Origin of the sequence: Phytohabitans houttuyneae (genome assembly GCF_011764425.1) — a bacterium.
Taxonomy (GTDB): domain Bacteria; phylum Actinomycetota; class Actinomycetes; order Mycobacteriales; family Micromonosporaceae; genus Phytohabitans; species Phytohabitans houttuyneae.
Genome location: NZ_BLPF01000003.1, coordinates 895,531 through 913,716 on the forward strand (window position 1 = coordinate 895,531; position 18,186 = coordinate 913,716).

The window sequence follows — 18,186 nt, forward strand, 5'->3', positions numbered from 1 at the left end:
GAAGCCACATGATCGCAGAGCTCTCGCTGTTGGACGCCGAGCTGGACGCGGACCGCCGGCTCCCCGACGAGGAGGCGGACCGCCTCATGGTCGGCGCGGTCGACCTGCACCAGCACCCCGGACCGAGCCCGTTTCCGCGGCGGATGAGCATCCTTGACGCCGCGCGCGACGCGGCCGGGGCGGGCTTCCGCGCGATCGTGGCCAAGTCGCACCACCACAGCATGGTCACCGACATCCTGGCGCTGCGCTCGGCGGGCCTGGCCGACCTGCCGATCGAGGTCTTCGGCGGGATCGCCCTGAACTGGACGGTCGGCGGGCTCAACCCGTACGCCGTCGAGCTGGCCCTGCGGATGGGTGGCCGCATGGTGTGGTTTCCCACGCTCTCCTCCGCCGCCCACGTCCGGCACCACGAGGACCACGACACCGGCTTTCCCACCTCGGAGGTGGAGCTGCGCCCCCAGCCGATCCTGTCGATCCTCGACGACAACGGCCGGGTCCTGCCGGAGGTCCGGGACATCCTGTCGGTGATCGCGGCCGAGGAGGCGGTGCTGACCTGCGGCCACCTCGGCGTCACCGAGTCGCAGCGGCTCATCGACGCCGCGCTGGAGGCCGGCGTCCAGCGCATTGTCGTCAACCACCCCTGCTTCGTCGTCGGCGCCTCGATCGAACAGGCGGCCGCGTGGGCGCGCCAGGGCGTCTACATCGAACACTGCGCGGTCATGTACTTCGGCCGCCCGGAGCGCCGGCGCGACTTCGGTGAGCTGCTGGCGTTCATCGAGGCGGTCGGCGCCGGGCAGACCGTCATCTCCTCGGACTCGGGGCAGAAGGCCAACCCGCTGCCGGTCACCCTCTACCGCAGGGCCATCCGGGGGCTGCTGGACGCGGGCGTCCCCGAGCAGCAGACGCGGCAGCTGGTCGGTACCAACGCGGCACAGCTGCTGCTGCCATGAGCGAGGTCCTCGCGGTGCGGTACGGCACCCGCACCACCCGCAGGAGCGAGGTCTTCCTGCACTTCGACACGTACGGCGAGCCGGACACCGGCATCGTCATGGACTACTACTTCTGGGTCGTACGGCACGGCGGGCACACCACCGTCGTCGACTGCGGCTTCAACGAGGCGAGCGGCGCGCGCCGCGGGCGCACCATGCTCTGCCCGCCGGCGCGGGCCCTGGACCGGCTCGGCGTCGACCCGGCCGCGGTCACCACGGTCGTGCTGACCCACGGCCACTACGACCACATCGGCAACCTGGGGGCCTTTCCCGCCGCCACGTTCGTGATGTCGCGGCGCGAGTACGACTTCTGGGCCGGCCCGATGGGGCGCAAGCCGCTGTTCGCCGGCTCCGCCGAACCCGAGGACGTCGCCGCCCTGCGCGTGGCGCACGCCGCCGGCCGGCTCACCCTCGTGGACGCGCGCACCACCCTGCCCGGCGGCGTCGAGCTCGTCGAGGTCGGCGGCCACACGCCCGGCCAGCTCATCGTGCTGGTCGGGGACGTCGTGCTCGCCTCCGACGCCCTGCACTACTACGAGGAGCTCGACCGGGACCGCCCGTTCGCCCACGTCGCCGACCTGCCGGCGATGTACGGGGCGTTCCAGCTGCTGCGCGACCTGGCCGGCACGCGCCGCCTTGTCGCGGGGCACGACCCGGACGTGATGCGGCGCTTTCCCGCGACCGGCGACGACGGGCTCGCCGTGCGGATCAGCGTGGACGGGAGGTAGCCGATGCGCGGGCTCGCGGGCAAGGTCGCGGTGGTCACCGGTGCGGCCGGCGGCATCGGGGCGGCCACCGTGCGGCGGCTGGTCGAGGCGGGAGCGCAGGTCGTCGCGGTGGACACCGCCGTCGCGCAGCCGCCGCCGGCCGGCGCGGCCGCCTGGGTGCGCGCCGACGTGTCCACCGAGGACGGTGTCGAGGCGTACATGAGCGCCGCCGTCGAGCGGTTCGGCCGGGTCGACCTGCATCACCTCAACGCCGGCATCTCCGGCTCGTTCGCCACGCTGCCAGAGCTGACCGCCGCCGAGTTCGACCGGGTGATGGCGGTGAACGTGCGCGGCGTCTTCCTCGGCGTCCGGGCCGCGTTCCGCCAGTACGAAGCGCAGGACGGCACCGGCGGCATCGTCATCACCGGGTCGATCGGGAGCCTGCGCGGCAGCGCGGACCTGCTGGCCTACCAGACCTCCAAGCACGCGGTGCTCGGCATCCTGCACGGCGCCGCGATGTACGGCGGGCCGCTGGGCGTGCGGGTGAACGCGGTCGCGCCCGGCATCGTGCCCACCGACCTGTTCGCCGCGACGCCGGACGCGGTCGGCGGCAAGGACGACATGGCGCGCCGGGCCAGCAGCACGCCACTGCGGCGGGCCGGCACCGGCGAGGACGTCGCCGCCGTGGTCGCGTTCCTGCTCAGCGACGAGGCCGCGTACATGACCGGCGAGGTCGTCTCCGTCGACGGCGGCGCCAGCATCGTCAGCACCGTGCGGCCGTCCGGCGGCGCGGGCGCCTGGGACTTCGCCGGTTATGACCGCGCGCTGTACGGAAGGGACCTGCGATGAGGGTCGGGTTCATCGGGTTGGGCAACATGGGCGGCCGGATGACCCGCCGGCTCGTCGACGCCGGTACCCCGGTATTGGGCTTCGACACCGATCCCGGCCGGGCCCCGGCGGTGGGCGCCACCCCGGCCGGCGGCGTGCGGGCGGTCGTCGAGGGCAGCGACGTGGTCCTGCTGTCCCTGCCGGACAGCGCGGTGGTCGAGGCGGTCGTCCTCGGGCCGGGCGGCGTCCTTGCCTCCGGCCGGGCCGGACAGGTGGTGGTCGACCTCAGCACCGCCGCACCGGCCTCGACCGTCCGCATCCACGCGGCGCTGGCGGGCATCGGCGTGGACTACCTCGACGCGGGCATCTCCGGCGGCGCGGCGGCGGCCGAACGCGGCACCCTCACCATCATGGTCGGCGGCTCGCCTCGGGCACTGTCCACCGTGGAGCCCGTGCTGGCCGCCTTCGCCAGCAAGGTGGTCCACATGGGAGGGTCGGGTGCCGGCCACACGACGAAGGTGCTCAACAACTTTCTCAACGCGGTCAGCCTCGCCGCGACCGCCGAGGTGATGGTCGCGGCGAAACGGGCCGGCCTCGACCTGGCCCAGGTGCTGGACGTCTTCAACGCCAGCAGCGGGGTCAACTTCGCCACGCTCAACCGCTTTCCGCACATCATCCGGGGCGACTATCTGGAGGGCGGGCTCACCAGCGCGCTGATGACCAAGGACGTCGCGCTCTACGTCGACAGCCTCGGCCAGCTCGGCGTGCCCTCGCTGTCCGCGGCCGGCCCGCTCGCCGCGTTCGGCCTCGCCAACAACCTCGGGTACGCCGACAAGATCAGCAACCGGGTCGTCGACGCGATCGGTGACGTCGCCGGCGGGACCCGGCTGTACGCGACGGAGGAGCACTGATGGAGATCGTCCGCGGGCACGCCGACCGGCTGCCGTCCGAGCAGCGCACCGCCACCTTCACCGGCACCGTGTTCGCCGACCCGCTGCGGTCCGGCCCGGACGTCACCATGGCGAGCGTCTTCTTCGCGCCCGGCGCCCGCACCTTCTGGCACAGCCACGAGAAGGGCCAGATCCTCCTCGTCACCGCCGGCGGCGGGCTGGTCTGCTCGGCCGGCGGCGTGCCGCAGGTCCTGCACCCCGGCGACACGGTGTGGGTGCCGCCGGGGGAGGCGCACTGGCACGGCGGCGGCCCGGAAACCTACCTGGTGCACCTGGCGATCTCGCTGGGCAGGACCGAGTGGCGCGAGCCGGTCGCGGACGACGACTACCTGGCCCGGCCATGATCGGCTTCGTCGGGCTGGGCAACATGGGCGGGCCGATGGCGGACCGGCTGATCGAGGCCGGACACGAGCTGTGCGTGTACGACGTGGTGCCGGCCGCCCGGGAGCGCTTCGCCGGCAGCGCGGCGCTCGCCGCCACGGTCACCGGCGTGTCCACAGCGGACACCGTGCTGCTCATGCTGCCCGACTCCGCGGTCGTCGAGCGGGTCCTGCTCACCGACGGGCTGCTCGGCCGGCTCAAGCCGGGCACCCTGCTGGTCGACATGAGCTCCTCCGACCCGGCCCGCACCCGCCAGCTGGCCGGCGTCGCCGCGCGGCACGCCGTCACGCTCGTGGACGCGCCGGTTTCGGGCGGCGTCGCCGGTGCCCGCGCGGGGACGCTGACCGTGATGGTGGGCGGCCCGGCCACCGCGTTCGCCACCTTGCGGCCGATCCTGGACGTGCTCGGCTCGCGCGTGGTGCACGCCGGCGAGGTGGTCGGCGCCGGCCACGCGATCAAGGCGCTGAACAACCTGATGTCCGCCGCGCACCTCATGGTGACCTCGGAGGCGCTGCTGGCCGGGCGCGCGTTCGGCCTCGACCCGCGGGTGATGCTCGACATCGTCAACGCCTCCAGCGGCCGCAGCGGCTCGACCGAGACCAAGTGGCCGAAGTTCGTGCTGCCGGGCACGTACGACTCCGGCTTCGGCCTGCGCCTGATGGTCAAGGACATGGGCATCGCGCTGGGGCTGCAGGAGGCCACCGGGACACCGGCCGCTGTCTCCGCGGCGGCGCTGGCGGCCTGGGCGGAGGCGGCCGGGGCGCTGCCCGCCGACGCCGACCACACGCAGGTCGCCGCCTGGTTGATGTCCCGGATGGCATCCGACGAACAAGGGAGTGGTACGTGCTGACCGCCGAGCAGCAGCAGATCAAGGACGAGTTCATCGCGGTCCGCTCCACGTGGAGCGACACCTGGGAGCGGATCCTGGAGCTCGACCCCGCCTTCCTGCGCGCCTACCTGAACTGGTCGGCCGTGCCGTGGCGCAAGAACCACCTCGAGCCGAAGGTCAAGGAGTTCATGTACATCGCGGTCGACGCGGCCGCCACCCACCTGTACGAGCCCGGCATCCGCCAGCACATCCGTGCCGCGCTGGCCTTCGGCGCCACCGCGGACGAGGTGATGGAGGTGCTGGAGCTGACCAGCACGCTGGGCATCCACGCCTGCAACATCGGCATCCCGCTGCTGGTCGAGGTGCTGGAGGAGGAGGGCAGGCGCACCGGCCCGGCACCGCTGTCCGAGCGGCAGGAGCAGCTCAAGGCCGAGTTCACCGCCAACCGCGGCTACTGGCACGAGTTCTGGGACGGCCTGCTGGAGCTGGACCCGGAGCTGTTCGAGGCGTACGTCGAGTTCTCCTCGGTCCCGTGGAAGACCGGTGTCCTGGAGCCGAAGGTGAAGGAGTTCGTCTACATCGCGTTCGACGCCGCGGCGACCCACCTGTACGTGCCGGGGCTGAAGCTGCACATGCGCAACGCGGTCCGGCTCGGCGCCACCACCGAGGAGATCGTCGAGGTGCTGGAGATCGCCAGCGTGATCGGCATCCACGCCGCGACGACCGCGGTGCCGATCCTGGCCGAGGAGCTGGCCCGCGATGTCAGCTGACCGGTGGGGGAGCGGCCACGCCGATGTCGGTGTGTACGTCCACCACCACCGGCCGGCCGGCCGACAGCGCCCGGTCCAGCGCCCCGGCCAGGTCGCCCGGCCGGTCGACCCGGATGCCCAGCGCGCCCATCTGCTCGGCGATCCGGGCGAAGTCGACGTCCCGGTATGTCCACAGCTCACTGGCCTTGTCGGTGGCCTGCCCGCCGTACGCCCGGTCGAACCCGCGCCTGCTCTGGTTTCCGCCGTGGTTGTTGTTGACGACGGTGACGAGGTTGACCCCGCGGCGGACGGCGGTCTCGATCTCGCCGAGGTGGTAGTAGAGGCCGGCGTCGCCGGTGAAGGCCACGACCGGGCGGTCGGGGCGGCGCACTTGGCGCCCACGCCGGCGCTGAACGCCCAGCCGAGGTGCCCCGCGCTGCGCAGGTAGCCCTGGCCCGGCGCGGTGACGTCGTGAAACTGCGCCATCCACATGCCGGCGTGGCCGGTGTCGACCACGAGGACGGCGTCGGCGGGCAGGGCGGCGGTCAGCTCGGCGGCGATCCGCTCGGGCCGGATCGGCACCGCGTCGCTGGTCAGCACCTCGCGGTAACGTGCCCGCCAGGCCGCCTTGGCACCGTCCACCTCGGACAGCCAGGCCGTGCGGTCCGGTTGTCCACCGTGGATGGTCAGGGCCAGCATACGGGTGAGCGTGGCCTTCGCGTCGGCGGCGACGGAGGCGCGCAGCGGGTAGTTGCGGCCGAGGCGGGCCGGCTCGATGTCGATCTGGACGGTCGGCGTGCCGATCGGCGGTACGGCCCAGTGGTGGGTGGTCATGCCGCCGGTGGCGGTGCCGACGAAGCAGACGAGGTCGGCGCGGGCGACGACCTGGTTGGCGCACTCGCGGGAGTACGAGCCGACCACCCCGACCGACAGCGGGTGGGTGCCGGGGATGGTGTCCTTGCCGTTGGCCGAGGTGGCGACCGGGATGCCCAGCGCCTCGGCCAGCGCGACGAGCTCGGCGCCGGCGCGGGACGCGCGGACACCGCCGCCGGCCACGATGACGGGGCGCCGCGCCTCGGCCAGCAGCCGCAGCACGGCCGCGACGCTCTGCTCGTCGGGTGCCGGGCGGACCGGTGGCACCTGGGCGAAGGCCGGCTCCACCAGCGGCTCGGCGCTGGCGTGCGCGGTGTCGAGCTGGCCCTCGTTGCCCTGGATCTGCAGGTGGACCGGGCCGGGCGCGCCGGTGGTCGCCACCCGGAACGCGTGCCGCAGCATGTCCGGAAACCGGTCGGCGTCGTCGATCGTGCCGTTGAACTTCGTCACCGGCTCGAAGGCGGGCAGGTCGTCGATCTCCTGGTACACGTGCCGGAACTTGGTGGCCGGGGACCGGCCGCCGGTCAGCGCGATCACCGGGGAGCCGGCAAGAAACGGCTCGCGGAGGCCGGCGGCGAGGTTGAGCGCGCCGACCACCTGTGCCGCCGCGATGCCCGGGCGGCCGCTGGCGCGGGCGTAGCCGTCGGCCATGTAGGCGGCGGCCTTCTCGCCGTGCGTCACGACCCGGTGGATGTGCGGGTGGTGCAGCTCGAGCTCGGCGAGGGTGCGGCGCAGGATCGCCGGTACCAGGAAGACGTGTGTCACCCCGTAGCCGTCGAGCATGTCCGCGACGACGCGGGCGCCGGTGCGGCCGCTCATGTGGTGAGGCTTTCCTGCCGCAGCTGCTCGATGACCTGCTGGGCGAGGCGGAACGCTTCGAGCGCGGCCGGTGCGCCGCAGTACGCCGCGGTCTGCAGCAGGACCTCCTGGATGTCCTGCTGGGTGCAGCCGTTGCGCAGCGCGCCGCGTACGTGCACCGAGAACTCGTGCGGCCGGTTCAGCGCGGTGAGCATTGCGAGGTTGAGCAGGCTGCGGGTGCGCCGGTCGAGCCCGGGTCGGGACCAGACGTCGCCCCAGCAGGTCGCCGTCACGTACTCCTGCACCACCCGGGTGAAGTCGGTGGCCTGCGCCAGCGAGCGTTCGACGTGCGCGTCGCCGAGCACCTCCCGCCGGATGTCGAGGCCGCGCGCGAACCGGCTTTCGTCAACACTCATGGACCGCTCCCTGCCGCTGGCAAATGTGGGATCATCATACAATCCTGCGACCCGTGCGGAAGGGCCTGGCGAACGGGGATCGGGCCTAGGCGTCCTGCTCGGCGAGGGCGACAAGGCCGGCGCGACCGGCCTCCTCGACGTGCCGGGCGCAGGCCGCGGCGGCGGCGTCGGCGTCACCGGCGAGGACGGCGTCGACGATCGCGCGCAGCTCCTTGGTGCTGTGCTCGACCCGGCCGGGGACCGACAGCGACAGCGACCGCAGCACGGTGACCCGGGCGTGCAGGCCGCCGGCGACCGACCGCAGCGCGTCGTTGCCACCGCCCTCGAACAGCACGTCGTAGAAGGCGTCCTTCGCGGCCAGCACCGGCGCGCCCTTAGCGGTCAACCGCTCGATCTTCTCCAGCGCGCGGACGAGCGCCTTGCGCTGGGCGGCGCCGGCGTGCTCGACGAACAGGCGCCCGGCCAGCGCCTCCAGGACCGCGCGCACCTGGTAGAGCTGGCGTGCCTCCTCGGCGCTGACGCTGGTGACGACCATGCCCTTGTTGGGGATCGCGGTGACCAGCCCTTCGGCCGAGAGCTCGCGCAGCGCCTCGCGGACGCTGGTGCGGGACGCGCCGGTGAGCTCGACGAGCTCGCGCTCGATCAGGCGCTGCCCGGGTGCGAGCCGCCGGTCGAGGATCGCCTGCCGCAGGTTGGCCACCACCTGCGAGCGGATCAGAGCCGGGTTGCGCTCAACCCGCAGCGGGTTGGCTCCGGTCACCGCCGTCCTCCTCGTCCGCGCTCGGTTGAGCTGTCGTGCCTGACATCGTACTCAGACGAAGTGTGCTGGTGGGGAGGCGTATCGGCGCGTCCCACCGCTGTTCAGGATCGTATGACGATGATACAATTTCTCGCACCAAAACCCCTCGTGAGGAGCGCCATGACTGCGGTGGAAAACCGGCAGGGGTTCGCCCGGCGACTGGCGTCGACCACGCGGTGCCTGGTGGGCACCTGGGTCAAGATCCCGGCCGTGGAGCCGGTGGAGATCCTGGCCGACGCCGGCTTCGACTTCATCGTCATCGACCAGGAGCACGCGCCACTGACGCTCGAGTTCGCATATCAGGCCACGGTCGTGGCGCAGGGCGCCGGCATGTCCGTCCTCGTCCGCGTCCCCGACCGCAGCGGCGGCTACCTGCAGCGGCTGCTCGACACCGGCGTCGACGGCATCCTCGTGCCGAGGGTGACCTCCGTCGCGGAGGCGAGCGCGGCGGTGCGGCAGATGCTCTTCTCGCCCGGCGGAGACCGCGGCATCGGCATCACGTCCCGGGCCGGGCGGTGGGGCGGCCTCGCCCGCGAGGAGTACCTGCGCTTCGGCGACCAGGAGGTCATGCGCGCCGTGCAGCTGGAGGAGCGGGCGGCGATCGAGGCGGTGGACGACATCCTCGCCGTCCCCGGGCTCAACGGGGTCTTCCTCGGCATGGGTGACCTGCAGCTCTCATCCGGCCTGCCGCAGTCCGACCCGTCGATCCAGAAGCTCGTCGACAAGCTGCTGTCCGCCGCGGCGGCGCGCGGCGTGCCCGCCGGCACCGCGGTGCAGACCGCCGAGCAGGCCGCGGCGGCGGCCGACCGGGGATACCGGTACGTGATGGTCAGCAACGACACCAGCGTGCTGAGGAGCGCCGCGGCGGCCGTCGTCGCCGACGTTCGCAGCCGACTCTCCGAGGGGACAACGATGGCGTATGACGCCAGCGACCTGCGCTCGACCCTGCCCGCGGCCACCACGGCGGTGCCGGAGCGGTTCTCCGGGTCCGAGCACGTGCGGTTCCGCGACCTGGCGCCGGTGGAAAAGACCGAAGGCGCCGCGACCTGGTACGCGCGCGGGCAGAACTTCGTCGTCGGCTACTCCGAAGTGGACGGTACGGTCTCGTTCGCCCGCACCGGGCAGCCCGACGAGTACGTGGTGCTGCTGGCCGACGACGCGCTGACCGCCCAGGTGCGCACACCCGGCGAGCAGGTCGCGGCGGCCGGCCGCACCATGCTCGTCGTGCCGCCGGGAGACAGCACCGTGACCGTCACCGGGCAGGGGCGGGTGCTGCGCCTGCTGACCACCCGCTCGGCCGACGTCGCCTCGCTGGCCGCCAACGCCGGCTCCTACACCGAGCCGCACGAGAACATCCCGCCGTTCCAGCCGTGGCCCGAGCCGGTGGGCGGGTACCGGGTGCGCGCCTACGACCTCACCGTCACGCCGCTGTCCAACCCGCCGTTCCGGCTGTACCGGTGCACCACCTTCATGGTCAACTTCATCGACCCGAAGCAGGGCCCGCGCGACCCGGCCAAGCTCTCCCCGCACAAGCACGACGACTTCGAGCAGTGTTCCATCGTCCTGGCCGGGCAGTACGTGCACCACATCCGCTGGCCATGGACGACCAACCGGGCCAACTGGCGCGAGGACGAGCACGAGGTGACCGAGGCGCCGTCCGTCACGGTGATCCCGCCGCCGTCCCTGCACACCAGCGAGGCGATCGGCGCCGGCGAAAACCACCTCATCGACGTCTTCTGCCCGCCGCGGTTCGACTTCTCGGCGATGGAGGGCTGGGTGTTCAACGCCGCCGACTACCCGGCACCGCCCGGCCGATGAGCCGCCACCACACGCCGCTGCGGGTCGCCGTCATCGGCGCCGGGCTCGGCGGCATCGCCGCCGCGGTCAAGCTGCGCCGCCGGACCTCGGCCACCGTCGTCATCTTCGAGCAGTCCGCGGGCGTCGGCGGCACCTGGTACGACAACCGGTACCCCGGCTGCGAGGTCGACGTGCACTCGCACGCCTACTCCTTCTCCTTCCTCAAGTACGACTGGCCGCGCACCCACGCCACCCAGCCGGAGCTGCTCGCGTACGCCGAGCACGTGGTCGACCGCTTCGGCCTGCGGCCGCACCTGCGCCTGAACACCCGGGTCACCGACCTGGTGTGGGAGGAGTCGACAAGCCGGTACACGCTGTCCACCGAGCACGGCGACAGCGAGGAGTTCGACGTCGTCATCTCCGCGCTCGGGCTGCTCAACGTGCCGCGCTATCCCGAGTGGCCCGGACTGGACACCTTCGCCGGCCCGTGCTTCCACACCTCGCGCTGGGAGGACCACGACCTCACCGGAAAGTCGGTGGCGGTGGTCGGCACCGGCTCGACCGCGGTACAGATCGTCCCGGCGATCGCGTCGACGGCCGGCCGCGTCCACGTCTTCCAGCGCGAGCCCGGCTGGATCGAGCCCAAGCACGAGCGCGAGTTCAGCGCCCGCGAGCGGTGGTGGTACCGGAACGTGCCCCTGGCCCAGCGCGCCAGCCGGGCCTGGATCTTCCACGAGGGCAACCGCCGGTTCAAGGGCTACGACGCCGGCTCCCGCCGCCAGCGGCGCATGCGCGAGGTCTGCCACCGCTTCATCGCGCGGGCCATCGACGACCCGGCGACCAGGGCGGCGGTGACACCCGACTACCCCTGGGGCTGCAAGCGGCCGGTCATCTCCTCCACGTTCTACCCGGCGCTCAACCGCGACAACGTCGAGCTCGTTCCGCACGCGGTGAGCCGGGTGACGCCCACCGGCGTCGTCGACGCGACCGGCACCATCCGCGACGTCGACGTGCTGATCCTCAGCACCGGCTTCCAGCCGACGAGGTTTCTGGCCAGCATCGACGTCAAAGGCCGCGACGGGCGCGGCATCCACGACGCCTGGCGCGAGCGGGCCAGCGCGTTCATGGGCATCACCGTGCCCGGCTTCCCGAACTTCTTCATCCTCTACGGACCGAACACCAACGGCGGCGTGTCGATCATCGCCCAACTCGAACGCCAGGCCGAGGTCGTCGTCGGCGCCGTGCGCCGCCTGGCCCGCCGCCGGCGGCGCAGCATCGACACCTCACCGGCCGCGGCACGGCGCTTCGTCACCTGGATCGACCGGCGGCTGGCCACCCGCGCGTCAGCGATGGAATCCGGCTGCCACAACTACTACCACGACCCGGCCGGGCACAACGTGACCCAATGGCCCGGCGGTCACCTCGCGTACGCCCTCGCCACCCGCCTGCTCGCCCGCTGGGGCCTGCGCACGCGCCGCTAGACGAGGCTGGCATGGCCGGCGGCGAGCGAGACCTCCGCGACGTGCATACCACCGTCCACTGTGGCCGTGGGGAAGCGGTCCCACACCGCCGCGTCGTGGAAGGGCAGGACGCGCCGGCTGTCCCGCCCCACGCTGTCCAGCATGGCGTCGGCGACGTCGAGCCAGGTGGTGGCGCTGCCGGTGCTCATCGCGATCGGCACCAGGACGCCGTCGCCGCGCAGGCCCTCGATGTTCTCGTAGCTGTACACGTTGTCGCCGGCGAAGACCCACGGCCCGTCCGCGTCGTTGGTGACCGCGACAAGCTGCGAGCCGGCGGTGTGGGTGTCGTGGGCCGGCCGCAGCTCGATGCCCGGCGCGACCTCGGCGGCGCCGTCGACGAGCGTCGCCGCGCCGCTGGCCAGGCGCTGCGGCAGGTCGGCCTGGCAGAACCGGGTCAGGAACTCGAACCGCGCCGGCCGGGCGGCCGCGGCCAGGTACGAGTCGATCTCCCGTCGCTGGATGTGGACGTGCGCGGCGGGAAACTCCTCGACGCAGCCGGCGTGGTCGAAGTGGTTGTGCGTGAGCAGGATCGTGTCGACCTGCTCGGCCGCGACGCCGACGTCGGCGAGCACGTCGACCGGCCGCCGCCACGCGGTGCGCCCGTACTTGGCGGTGAGCCGGTCGTACACCGCCTGGTCGACGAAGCCGGTGTCCACCAGCACGCAGCGGTCGGCCGAGCGGACCAGCCCGAAGCAGTACGGCATCGGCCGGTACCCCTCGTTGGGCTGCCCGGCGAACAGGTTGCTGGCCGGAAAGCGTTCGACGAAGCCGTACTCGAGGATCCAGATCGAGTAGTTCACGGCGCGTCCGGTGGCTGGACGTCGAAGACGGCGAGCTGCATGGCCACCATTGTGTAGTAGCCGACGATCGTGACCAGCTCGAAGAGCCCGGCCTCGCCGAGCACGCCGGCCGCGTCGTGAAACTCGCCGTCCGCCAGCGTGCCGCGTTCGAGGATCCGCAGCGTGGTCCGGAAGACGCACGCCTCCACATCGGACATCGTGGCCGGCTCGCGCGCGGCGGCCAGTGCCGCCAGGTCTTCCTCGGTCAGGCCGGCGGCGATCCCGGCGCGCCGGTGCGCGTACAGCTCGAACGGGCTGCGGTGCCGGTGGCCGACGAGCAGGATCGCGATCTCGCACGCCCGCGCGGGAAGCTGCGAGCCGAAGCGCACGGCCGCGCCGATCTGCTGCAGCGCCTGCCCGAACGTGGGGCTGAGGATCCACACCGCGGGCGGTCCCTGCAGCCGCCCGTCGGCGTCGACGAGCAGGAACGGGTTGTCCGGCGTCGCCCGCGGCCCGCTGGCGTACCGGTCGTAGATCGCGCGTTGGGCCTCGCTCATGCGCGCGGGGTCGACGCCGTCGACTCTCATGCCGGTACCCCCAGGAAGGCGCGTGGGTTGGTGGCCACCATCGTGGCGATCTGCTCGGCCGTCCAACCGAGGTAGGCGAGCTGTTCGACGAACATACGCAGGCACTCCGGCTCGGGCGGCACCCAGCGGGAGAAGACGTCCGTGGTGAGGATGGCCCGCTCCGGCCCGACCGTGGCCAGCGCCTCGTGCACGTCCCGGACGCTCAGGTGCCCGTCGGGGTGTACCAGCGGCGCGTTGCAGAACTCGACGTACGCGCCCATGTCGACGAGCTCGCGCAGCCGCGCGGGGTCCTTCGTGTAGTGCAGCGGATGGGTGACCAGCAGCCGCTGCCCGATCCCGGCGCAGTACGCCGCGACCGCGCGGCTCTCCTCGGCGGACGCGTGACCGGTGGCCAGCGCGAGCCCGAGCCCGTGGCAGGCGTCGACGACCGCGCGCGCCCGGCCGGAGAGGGTGCCGCCGGCCTCGCACAGCGCGATGGCGGTCCGGGCGTTGTACTCGCCGAAGGACGGCGAGATCCGCCGCAGCAGCGCCGAGATGTACCCGTCGCGGGCGATGTCGGCGGCGGCACCCCAGGTCGGCAGAAACACCACCCGCGCGCCGTGCGCGGCCGCGAGCTCGACGACCGCGGGCTCCAGGCCGCCGACCGGAGGGTTGAGGGTGACGCTGCCGTACACGGTGAAGCCGGTGCCGGCCATCTCCCGCTCGATGGCACGGGCCCGGTCCATGGTGGCCCACAGGTGGGACTTGAGCACCCACCCGGACATCCCGTACGCGTGCGCCAGCCGCGCCACGTCGGGGTCCGCGCCGCGGTTGCGCAGCGCCGACGACAGGTCGGGCTGGCCGTGCACGTGTACGTCGATGGCACCGCGCAGCAGGCGGTCGAAGCCTTCCGGTTGCGCGGCCGGGAGCAGGTCGGGCCTCGGATCGGTCATCGCCACCTCGTCTCCAGTCGTATGATCATCCTACAATCGGTCGCCGGCCGGAGGCCAACGTCGAGGTGCGGCGACCAGTTTTCGGCGCCGCCGGTGTCCACCCATGTAGAGGACGAACGGAGAAGGAGTCCGCATGGGTGGGGATCCGCCGGCAGGCGAGCTGCTGGCGCTGGCCAGGTCCGGCGACGGCGAGGCGTTCCGCCGGCTCGTCGAGCCGTACCGGCGCGAGCTGCAGGTGCACTGCTACCGCATTCTCGGCTCCGTGCAGGACGCCGAGGACCTGCTGCAGGACACGCTGCTGGCGGCGTGGCGGGGGATCGGCGGCTACGAGGAGCGCGCCTCGATCCGCACCTGGCTGTACCGGATCGCGACCAACCACTGCCTGAACGCGCTGCGTTCCGCGTCCCGCCGCCCGCACGAGTACCCGGCGTACCGACCGGAGGTTCCGTTGCCCGAGCCGTCGCACCAGCGAGCCGAGCCGAGCTGGCTGGAGCCGTACCCCGACATGCTGCTGGAGCAGATCGCCGACCGCGAGCCCGGACCGGAAGCCCGGTACGAGCTGCGCGAGTCGGTGTCGCTCGCCTTCCTGGCGGCACTGCAGCAGCTGCCGGCCAAGCAGCGGGCGGTCCTGGTGCTGCGGGACGTGCTCGGCTTCCGCGCGGCCGAGGCGGCCGGCATCCTCGAGCTCACCGAGGACGCGGTCAACGCCGCGCTCCGGCGCGCCCGCGCCACGCTGGCCGGCGAGCTGTCCGGCCGGGACTGGAAGAGCGCGCCGCTGCCGGACTCCCCGCAGGAGCGGCGGGTCGTGGAGGACTTCGCCCGCGCGTTCGAGGCCGGCGACGTCGAAGCGGTCGTGGCGATGCTGGCCGCCGACGCCTCGCTGAGCATGCCGCCGCTGCCGCTGGAGTACCGGGGCCTGGACGCCATCGGCAACTTCCTGGCCACCGTGGCGCTGCGCAGCGGCGTACGGCACGTGCTGGTGCCGACCCGCGCCAACGGCCAGCCGGCGTTCGGCTGCTACCTGCGCGACCCACGTACGCCGATCCTGCACGCGCACGGCGTGCTCGTGCTGACCCTGACCGGCAGCCGGATCAGCGGGATCACCCGCTTCGTGGACAACTCGCTCCTGCCGATCTTCGGCCTGCCGCGGTCGCTGCGGCACTGAGAACCAGCGAGCAACGAAGGAGAAAGCGTGAGTACCGACAGTGGTCGGATGACGTCCAAACAGGCCTGGGTGTTGGGGCTCGCCTCGCTGGCCTCGTTCATGATGGCCCTGGACAGCCTGGTCGTGACCACGGCCTTGAGCACGATCCGGCAGGACCTGGCCGCGACGGTCGAGTCACTGGAGTGGACCGTCAACGCCTACAACCTGACCTTCGCGGTGCTGCTGCTGACCGGCGCGGCACTCGGGGACAGGTTCGGCCGCCGCCGGATGTTCACCGCCGGCCTCGCGCTCTTCACCGTGGCCTCGGTGGCGTGCGCGCTGGCACCGGACATCGGCACGCTGATCGCGGCCCGGGCGCTGCAGGGTGCCGGCGCCGCGATGGTGCTGCCGCTGTCGCTGACGCTGATCACGGCCGCGTTCGCGCCGCAGCAGCGAGGCAAGGCGATGGGGCTGTACCTGGGGCTGACCGGCCTCGCCACGTTCAGCGGCCCGTTCATCGGCGGCGCCATCGCCGAAGGGCTCGCCTGGCAGTGGATCTTCTGGCTCAACCTGCCGATCGGCGTCGTCGCGATCCTGCTGACCGCCCGGCGGGTCGAGGAGAGCGTCGGCCCCAACAACCGGCTCGACCTCGCCGGCGTCGTGCTCGTCACGGCCGGCGCGTTCGGCATCGTGTGGGCCCTGGTCCGCGGCAACGCGGCGGGCTGGAGCAGTGCCGAGGTGCTGGGCACGCTCGCCGCCGGCGTCCTGCTCGTGCTCGCGTTCGTGGCCTGGGAACGGCGCACTCCCGCCCCGATGCTGCCGATGCGGTTCTTCAGGCTGCGCGCCTTCGCCACCGCCAACGTCGCCAACGCGCTGGTGTTCGCCTCGCTGTACGGCACCCTGTTCTTCCTCGCGCAGTACTTCCAGACGGTCTCCGGCGAGGGCCCGCTCGGCGCCGGCCTGCGGCTGATGCCGTGGACCGCGACGCTGATGGTGTGCGCGCCGATCGCCGGCCGGCTGGCCGACAAGGTCGGCGAGCGCCGCTTCGTGGTCGGCGGGCTGGCGCTGCAGACCATCGGCTCGGGCTGGATCGCGCTCATGGCCGGCACCGGCACCGGGTACCTGGAAATGCTGCCGGCGCTGGTCATCGGCGGCGCCGGCCTGACCATGGCGATGCCCGCCGCGCAGAAGGCGGTCGTCGGCGCGGTGCGGCCGCAGGAGATCGGCCAGGCGTCCGGCGCGTTCATGACCCTGCGGATCTTCGGCGGGGTGTTCGGCGTCGCGGTCGCGGTCGCCGTCTTCGCCGGGGTGGGCGGCTACGCTTCGCCCGAAGAGTTCAGCGAGGGCTTCAAAGCGGCGATGACCGCGGTCGCCGCGTTCGCCTTCGGCGGCGTGCTGATCGCCCTGGGCATGCCCGGCCGCAAGCCCGCGGCGGCGCCCGCCGCGCCGCCGGTGCCGGCCACCGCCATCCGTGAGGGAGTACCGTCATGACCGACCTGAAGGCGCACGCCGAGCGGCTCCGCGAGCTCCACAGTGGAGAGATGCTCGTCCTGCCGAACGTGTGGGACGCCGCCAGCGCGACCGTCGTGGCCGACGCGGGCTTCCCCGTCGTGGCCACCGCCAGCGCCGCGGTCTCCGCGGCCCTCGGCTACCCCGACGGTCAAGGGGCGCCGTGGCAGGAGATGTTCGCCGCGGCCGGCCGGATCGCCCGGGTAGTCGAGGTGCCGGTGACCGTCGACGCCGAGGCCGGATACGGGATGCGGCCACGCGAGCTGGTGGAGCGGCTGCTCGCGATCGGCGCGGTCGGCTGCAACCTCGAGGACACCGACCACGAGGCGGGCGGCCTGGTCGAGGCAGGCGCGCAGGCGGAGTGGCTGGCCGAGGTCCGCGCCGCCGCGGACGACGCCGGCGTGCCGATCGTCGTCAACGCCCGCGTCGACGTCTTCCTGCCCACCAGCGGCATATCGGAGCCCGCGTGGCTCACCGAGACGGTGCGCCGGGGCGGCTCTACCGCGAGGCCGGCGCCGACTGCGTCTACCCGATCGGCGTACGCCGCCGGCACGACATCGCCACCCTCGTCGCCGAGCTGCCCGGCCCGATCAACGGCAACACCGGCGAACACCTGGACCTGGCCACCCTGCGCGAGGTGGGTGTGGCCCGCGTGTCGTACGGTCCGCGCTTCCACCGCGCGGCCATGGCCGACCTGGCAGCCAGCGTCCGCGGCCTGCTCGATCGTTAGCGCCTCGGCCGCCCGCTGCTCGTGCACCCTGTTTACGCTCGCGGGGGCACGCGGCGGGCGGCCAGCCAGCCCACCGCGAACTCGACCAGCGCCCGCAGCGGCATCAGCCGGCACTCGGCGCCACCCACCGTCCCGGTCCGCGTCACACCCGTGGCGTCGAACGCGGCACCCAGCTCCCCGAAGTCACCCTCGTCGGTGGCGACATCCTCCCAGCGGGCCCACATCTGGCCGTCGCCCGCGCGCACCGACGACCCCTCCCACCGCCGCGGCGGATCCGGCAACCGGTACTCGGCCAGGTGCAGCGACGTGTTGCGGCCATGTCCCACCCCGAGCAGCAGCACGTCACCGTCCAGGCGGTGGACGGCGCCCAGCGGCGAGGCCTCGCCCAGCATGTCGTCGAGCCGGTGGCCCGCCACGACCGCGCCGGCGGCCGCGCCGACCGCGGCGAACGAGACCTGCGGGTGGTCGCTGCGCCGCGCGCCCGGCCAGGTGCGGACCGTCTCGGCGACCACACCCATCCACCGGCTGGGCGTCACCGCCGGGTCGAACGGGGGCGTGCGCTCCCGGATCACCGGCCACCACGATTCGGGTACCGGCGGATGCTGCCAGCCGGCCGGATCGGTGTTGTCCGGCGTGTGCGTCGGCACCACCAGCGTCCCGTCCGGCCCGAGCGCGTCGAGCAGCGCCCACACCACCGCGACGGGCCCGCCCGCGACGAAGCCGAGCGCCGACAACGACGAGTGCACCAGCAGCACCGACCCGCGCCGCACCCCGAGCGCCGCCAGTTCCTCGGCGAGCCCTTCACGCGTGTACGGCATGTCGGCGGTGATGAGGCGACCTTACCGGTTCACTCTTGAGCCATAGCGGCG

The 18,186-nt window shown here is 72.9% G+C and carries 18 protein-coding genes and 2 pseudogenes; 12 read left to right on the forward strand and 8 right to left on the reverse strand.

Translation table 11 applies throughout. The features are described from left to right. Positions 1-8: 8 nt before the first annotated feature. Genes Phou_RS38960 through Phou_RS38990 form a run of 7 tightly spaced genes read left to right on the forward strand, consistent with a single transcriptional unit; the run spans position 9 to position 5,454 of the window. Positions 9-950 (forward strand): DUF6282 family protein, encoded by a 942-nt coding sequence (locus Phou_RS38960; RefSeq protein ID WP_173067013.1) that lies wholly within the window; start codon positions 9-11, stop codon positions 948-950. Next, the gene (locus Phou_RS38965) at positions 947-1,717 is read left to right on the forward strand and encodes an N-acyl homoserine lactonase family protein (protein WP_173067016.1); all 771 of its coding nucleotides are present in this window, start codon (positions 947-949) and stop codon (positions 1,715-1,717) included. The genes Phou_RS38960 and Phou_RS38965 overlap by 4 nt, the downstream gene beginning before the upstream one ends. A gap of 3 nt (positions 1,718-1,720) precedes the next feature. Next, positions 1,721-2,545 (forward strand): SDR family NAD(P)-dependent oxidoreductase, encoded by an 825-nt coding sequence (locus Phou_RS38970; RefSeq protein WP_173067019.1) that lies wholly within the window; start codon positions 1,721-1,723, stop codon positions 2,543-2,545. After that, on the forward strand, positions 2,542-3,435 hold the full coding sequence (locus Phou_RS38975; RefSeq protein WP_173067023.1) for an NAD(P)-dependent oxidoreductase: 894 nt from the start codon (positions 2,542-2,544) through the stop codon (positions 3,433-3,435). The genes Phou_RS38970 and Phou_RS38975 overlap by 4 nt, the downstream gene beginning before the upstream one ends. Further along, on the forward strand, positions 3,435-3,818 hold the full coding sequence (locus tag Phou_RS38980; RefSeq protein WP_173067026.1) for a cupin domain-containing protein: 384 nt from the start codon (positions 3,435-3,437) through the stop codon (positions 3,816-3,818). The genes Phou_RS38975 and Phou_RS38980 overlap by 1 nt, the downstream gene beginning before the upstream one ends. Beyond that, positions 3,815-4,705 carry an NAD(P)-dependent oxidoreductase gene (locus tag Phou_RS38985; protein WP_173067029.1) on the forward strand — a complete coding sequence of 297 codons (891 nt, stop codon included), beginning with the start codon at positions 3,815-3,817 and terminating at the stop codon, positions 4,703-4,705. Before Phou_RS38980 ends, Phou_RS38985 begins: the two co-directional genes overlap by 4 nt. Then, the gene (locus tag Phou_RS38990; RefSeq protein ID WP_173067032.1) at positions 4,699-5,454 is read left to right on the forward strand and encodes a carboxymuconolactone decarboxylase family protein; all 756 of its coding nucleotides are present in this window, start codon (positions 4,699-4,701) and stop codon (positions 5,452-5,454) included. Before Phou_RS38985 ends, Phou_RS38990 begins: the two co-directional genes overlap by 7 nt. On the opposite strand, the gene Phou_RS38995 is transcribed toward Phou_RS38990, so the two are convergent. The 4 genes and pseudogenes from Phou_RS38995 to Phou_RS39010 all read right to left on the reverse strand — a co-directional run bounded on the left by Phou_RS38995 (position 5,447) and on the right by Phou_RS39010 (position 8,280). Then, on the reverse strand, positions 5,447-5,923 hold the full coding sequence (locus Phou_RS38995) for a thiamine pyrophosphate-dependent enzyme (RefSeq protein WP_281365150.1): 477 nt from the start codon (positions 5,921-5,923) through the stop codon (positions 5,447-5,449). The genes Phou_RS38990 and Phou_RS38995 overlap by 8 nt on opposite strands. 269 nt (positions 5,924-6,192) lie before the next feature. Beyond that, positions 6,193-7,125: pseudogene (locus Phou_RS55875) on the reverse strand (thiamine pyrophosphate-binding protein); the annotation flags it as partial. Continuing rightward, positions 7,122-7,520 carry a carboxymuconolactone decarboxylase family protein gene (locus Phou_RS39005; protein WP_173067038.1) on the reverse strand — a complete coding sequence of 133 codons (399 nt, stop codon included), beginning with the start codon at positions 7,518-7,520 and terminating at the stop codon, positions 7,122-7,124. The gene Phou_RS39005 and the pseudogene Phou_RS55875, both read right to left, overlap by 4 nt. 85 nt (positions 7,521-7,605) lie before the next feature. Then, positions 7,606-8,280: a GntR family transcriptional regulator gene (locus Phou_RS39010; protein ID WP_173067041.1), complete on the reverse strand. Its 675-nt coding sequence runs from the start codon at positions 8,278-8,280 to the stop codon at positions 7,606-7,608. Between the two features lie 159 nt (positions 8,281-8,439). On the opposite strand from Phou_RS39010, the gene Phou_RS53790 reads away from it, so the two are divergent. Continuing rightward, positions 8,440-10,137 (forward strand): aldolase/citrate lyase family protein, encoded by a 1,698-nt coding sequence (locus tag Phou_RS53790; RefSeq protein WP_246274228.1) that lies wholly within the window; start codon positions 8,440-8,442, stop codon positions 10,135-10,137. Next, entirely contained in the window at positions 10,134-11,597 is a 1,464-nt protein-coding gene (locus Phou_RS39025) for a flavin-containing monooxygenase (protein ID WP_173067044.1), read from the forward strand. Before Phou_RS53790 ends, Phou_RS39025 begins: the two co-directional genes overlap by 4 nt. Here Phou_RS39025 and Phou_RS39030 read toward each other — a convergent pair. The 3 genes from Phou_RS39030 to Phou_RS39040 are packed head-to-tail and all read right to left on the reverse strand — an operon-like array spanning position 11,594 to position 13,934. Then, positions 11,594-12,436: an N-acyl homoserine lactonase family protein gene (locus Phou_RS39030; protein ID WP_173067047.1), complete on the reverse strand. Its 843-nt coding sequence runs from the start codon at positions 12,434-12,436 to the stop codon at positions 11,594-11,596. The two genes, Phou_RS39025 and Phou_RS39030, sit on opposite strands and share 4 nt — an antisense overlap. Then, positions 12,433-13,002 carry a carboxymuconolactone decarboxylase family protein gene (locus Phou_RS39035; RefSeq protein ID WP_173067050.1) on the reverse strand — a complete coding sequence of 190 codons (570 nt, stop codon included), beginning with the start codon at positions 13,000-13,002 and terminating at the stop codon, positions 12,433-12,435. The genes Phou_RS39030 and Phou_RS39035 overlap by 4 nt, the downstream gene beginning before the upstream one ends. Next, on the reverse strand, positions 12,999-13,934 hold the full coding sequence (locus Phou_RS39040; RefSeq protein WP_173067053.1) for a DUF6282 family protein: 936 nt from the start codon (positions 13,932-13,934) through the stop codon (positions 12,999-13,001). The genes Phou_RS39035 and Phou_RS39040 overlap by 4 nt, the downstream gene beginning before the upstream one ends. A gap of 133 nt (positions 13,935-14,067) precedes the next feature. On the opposite strand from Phou_RS39040, the gene Phou_RS39045 reads away from it, so the two are divergent. The 3 genes and pseudogenes from Phou_RS39045 (at position 14,068) to Phou_RS39055 (ending at position 17,317) form a co-directional block, all read left to right on the forward strand. Continuing rightward, a complete protein-coding gene (locus Phou_RS39045; RefSeq protein WP_173067056.1) occupies positions 14,068-15,099 on the forward strand; it encodes a sigma-70 family RNA polymerase sigma factor in 1,032 nt (343 codons plus the stop codon). Positions 15,100-15,126: 27 nt separating this feature from the next. Next, on the forward strand, positions 15,127-16,569 hold the full coding sequence (locus tag Phou_RS39050) for a DHA2 family efflux MFS transporter permease subunit (RefSeq protein ID WP_246274230.1): 1,443 nt from the start codon (positions 15,127-15,129) through the stop codon (positions 16,567-16,569). 50 nt (positions 16,570-16,619) lie between these two features. Then, positions 16,620-17,317 (forward strand): annotated as a pseudogene (locus Phou_RS39055) (isocitrate lyase/PEP mutase family protein). Between the two features lie 32 nt (positions 17,318-17,349). Here Phou_RS39055 and Phou_RS39060 read toward each other — a convergent pair. Next, positions 17,350-18,135 carry an AAC(3) family N-acetyltransferase gene (locus tag Phou_RS39060; protein WP_173067059.1) on the reverse strand — a complete coding sequence of 262 codons (786 nt, stop codon included), beginning with the start codon at positions 18,133-18,135 and terminating at the stop codon, positions 17,350-17,352. Positions 18,136-18,186: the final 51 nt, after the last annotated feature.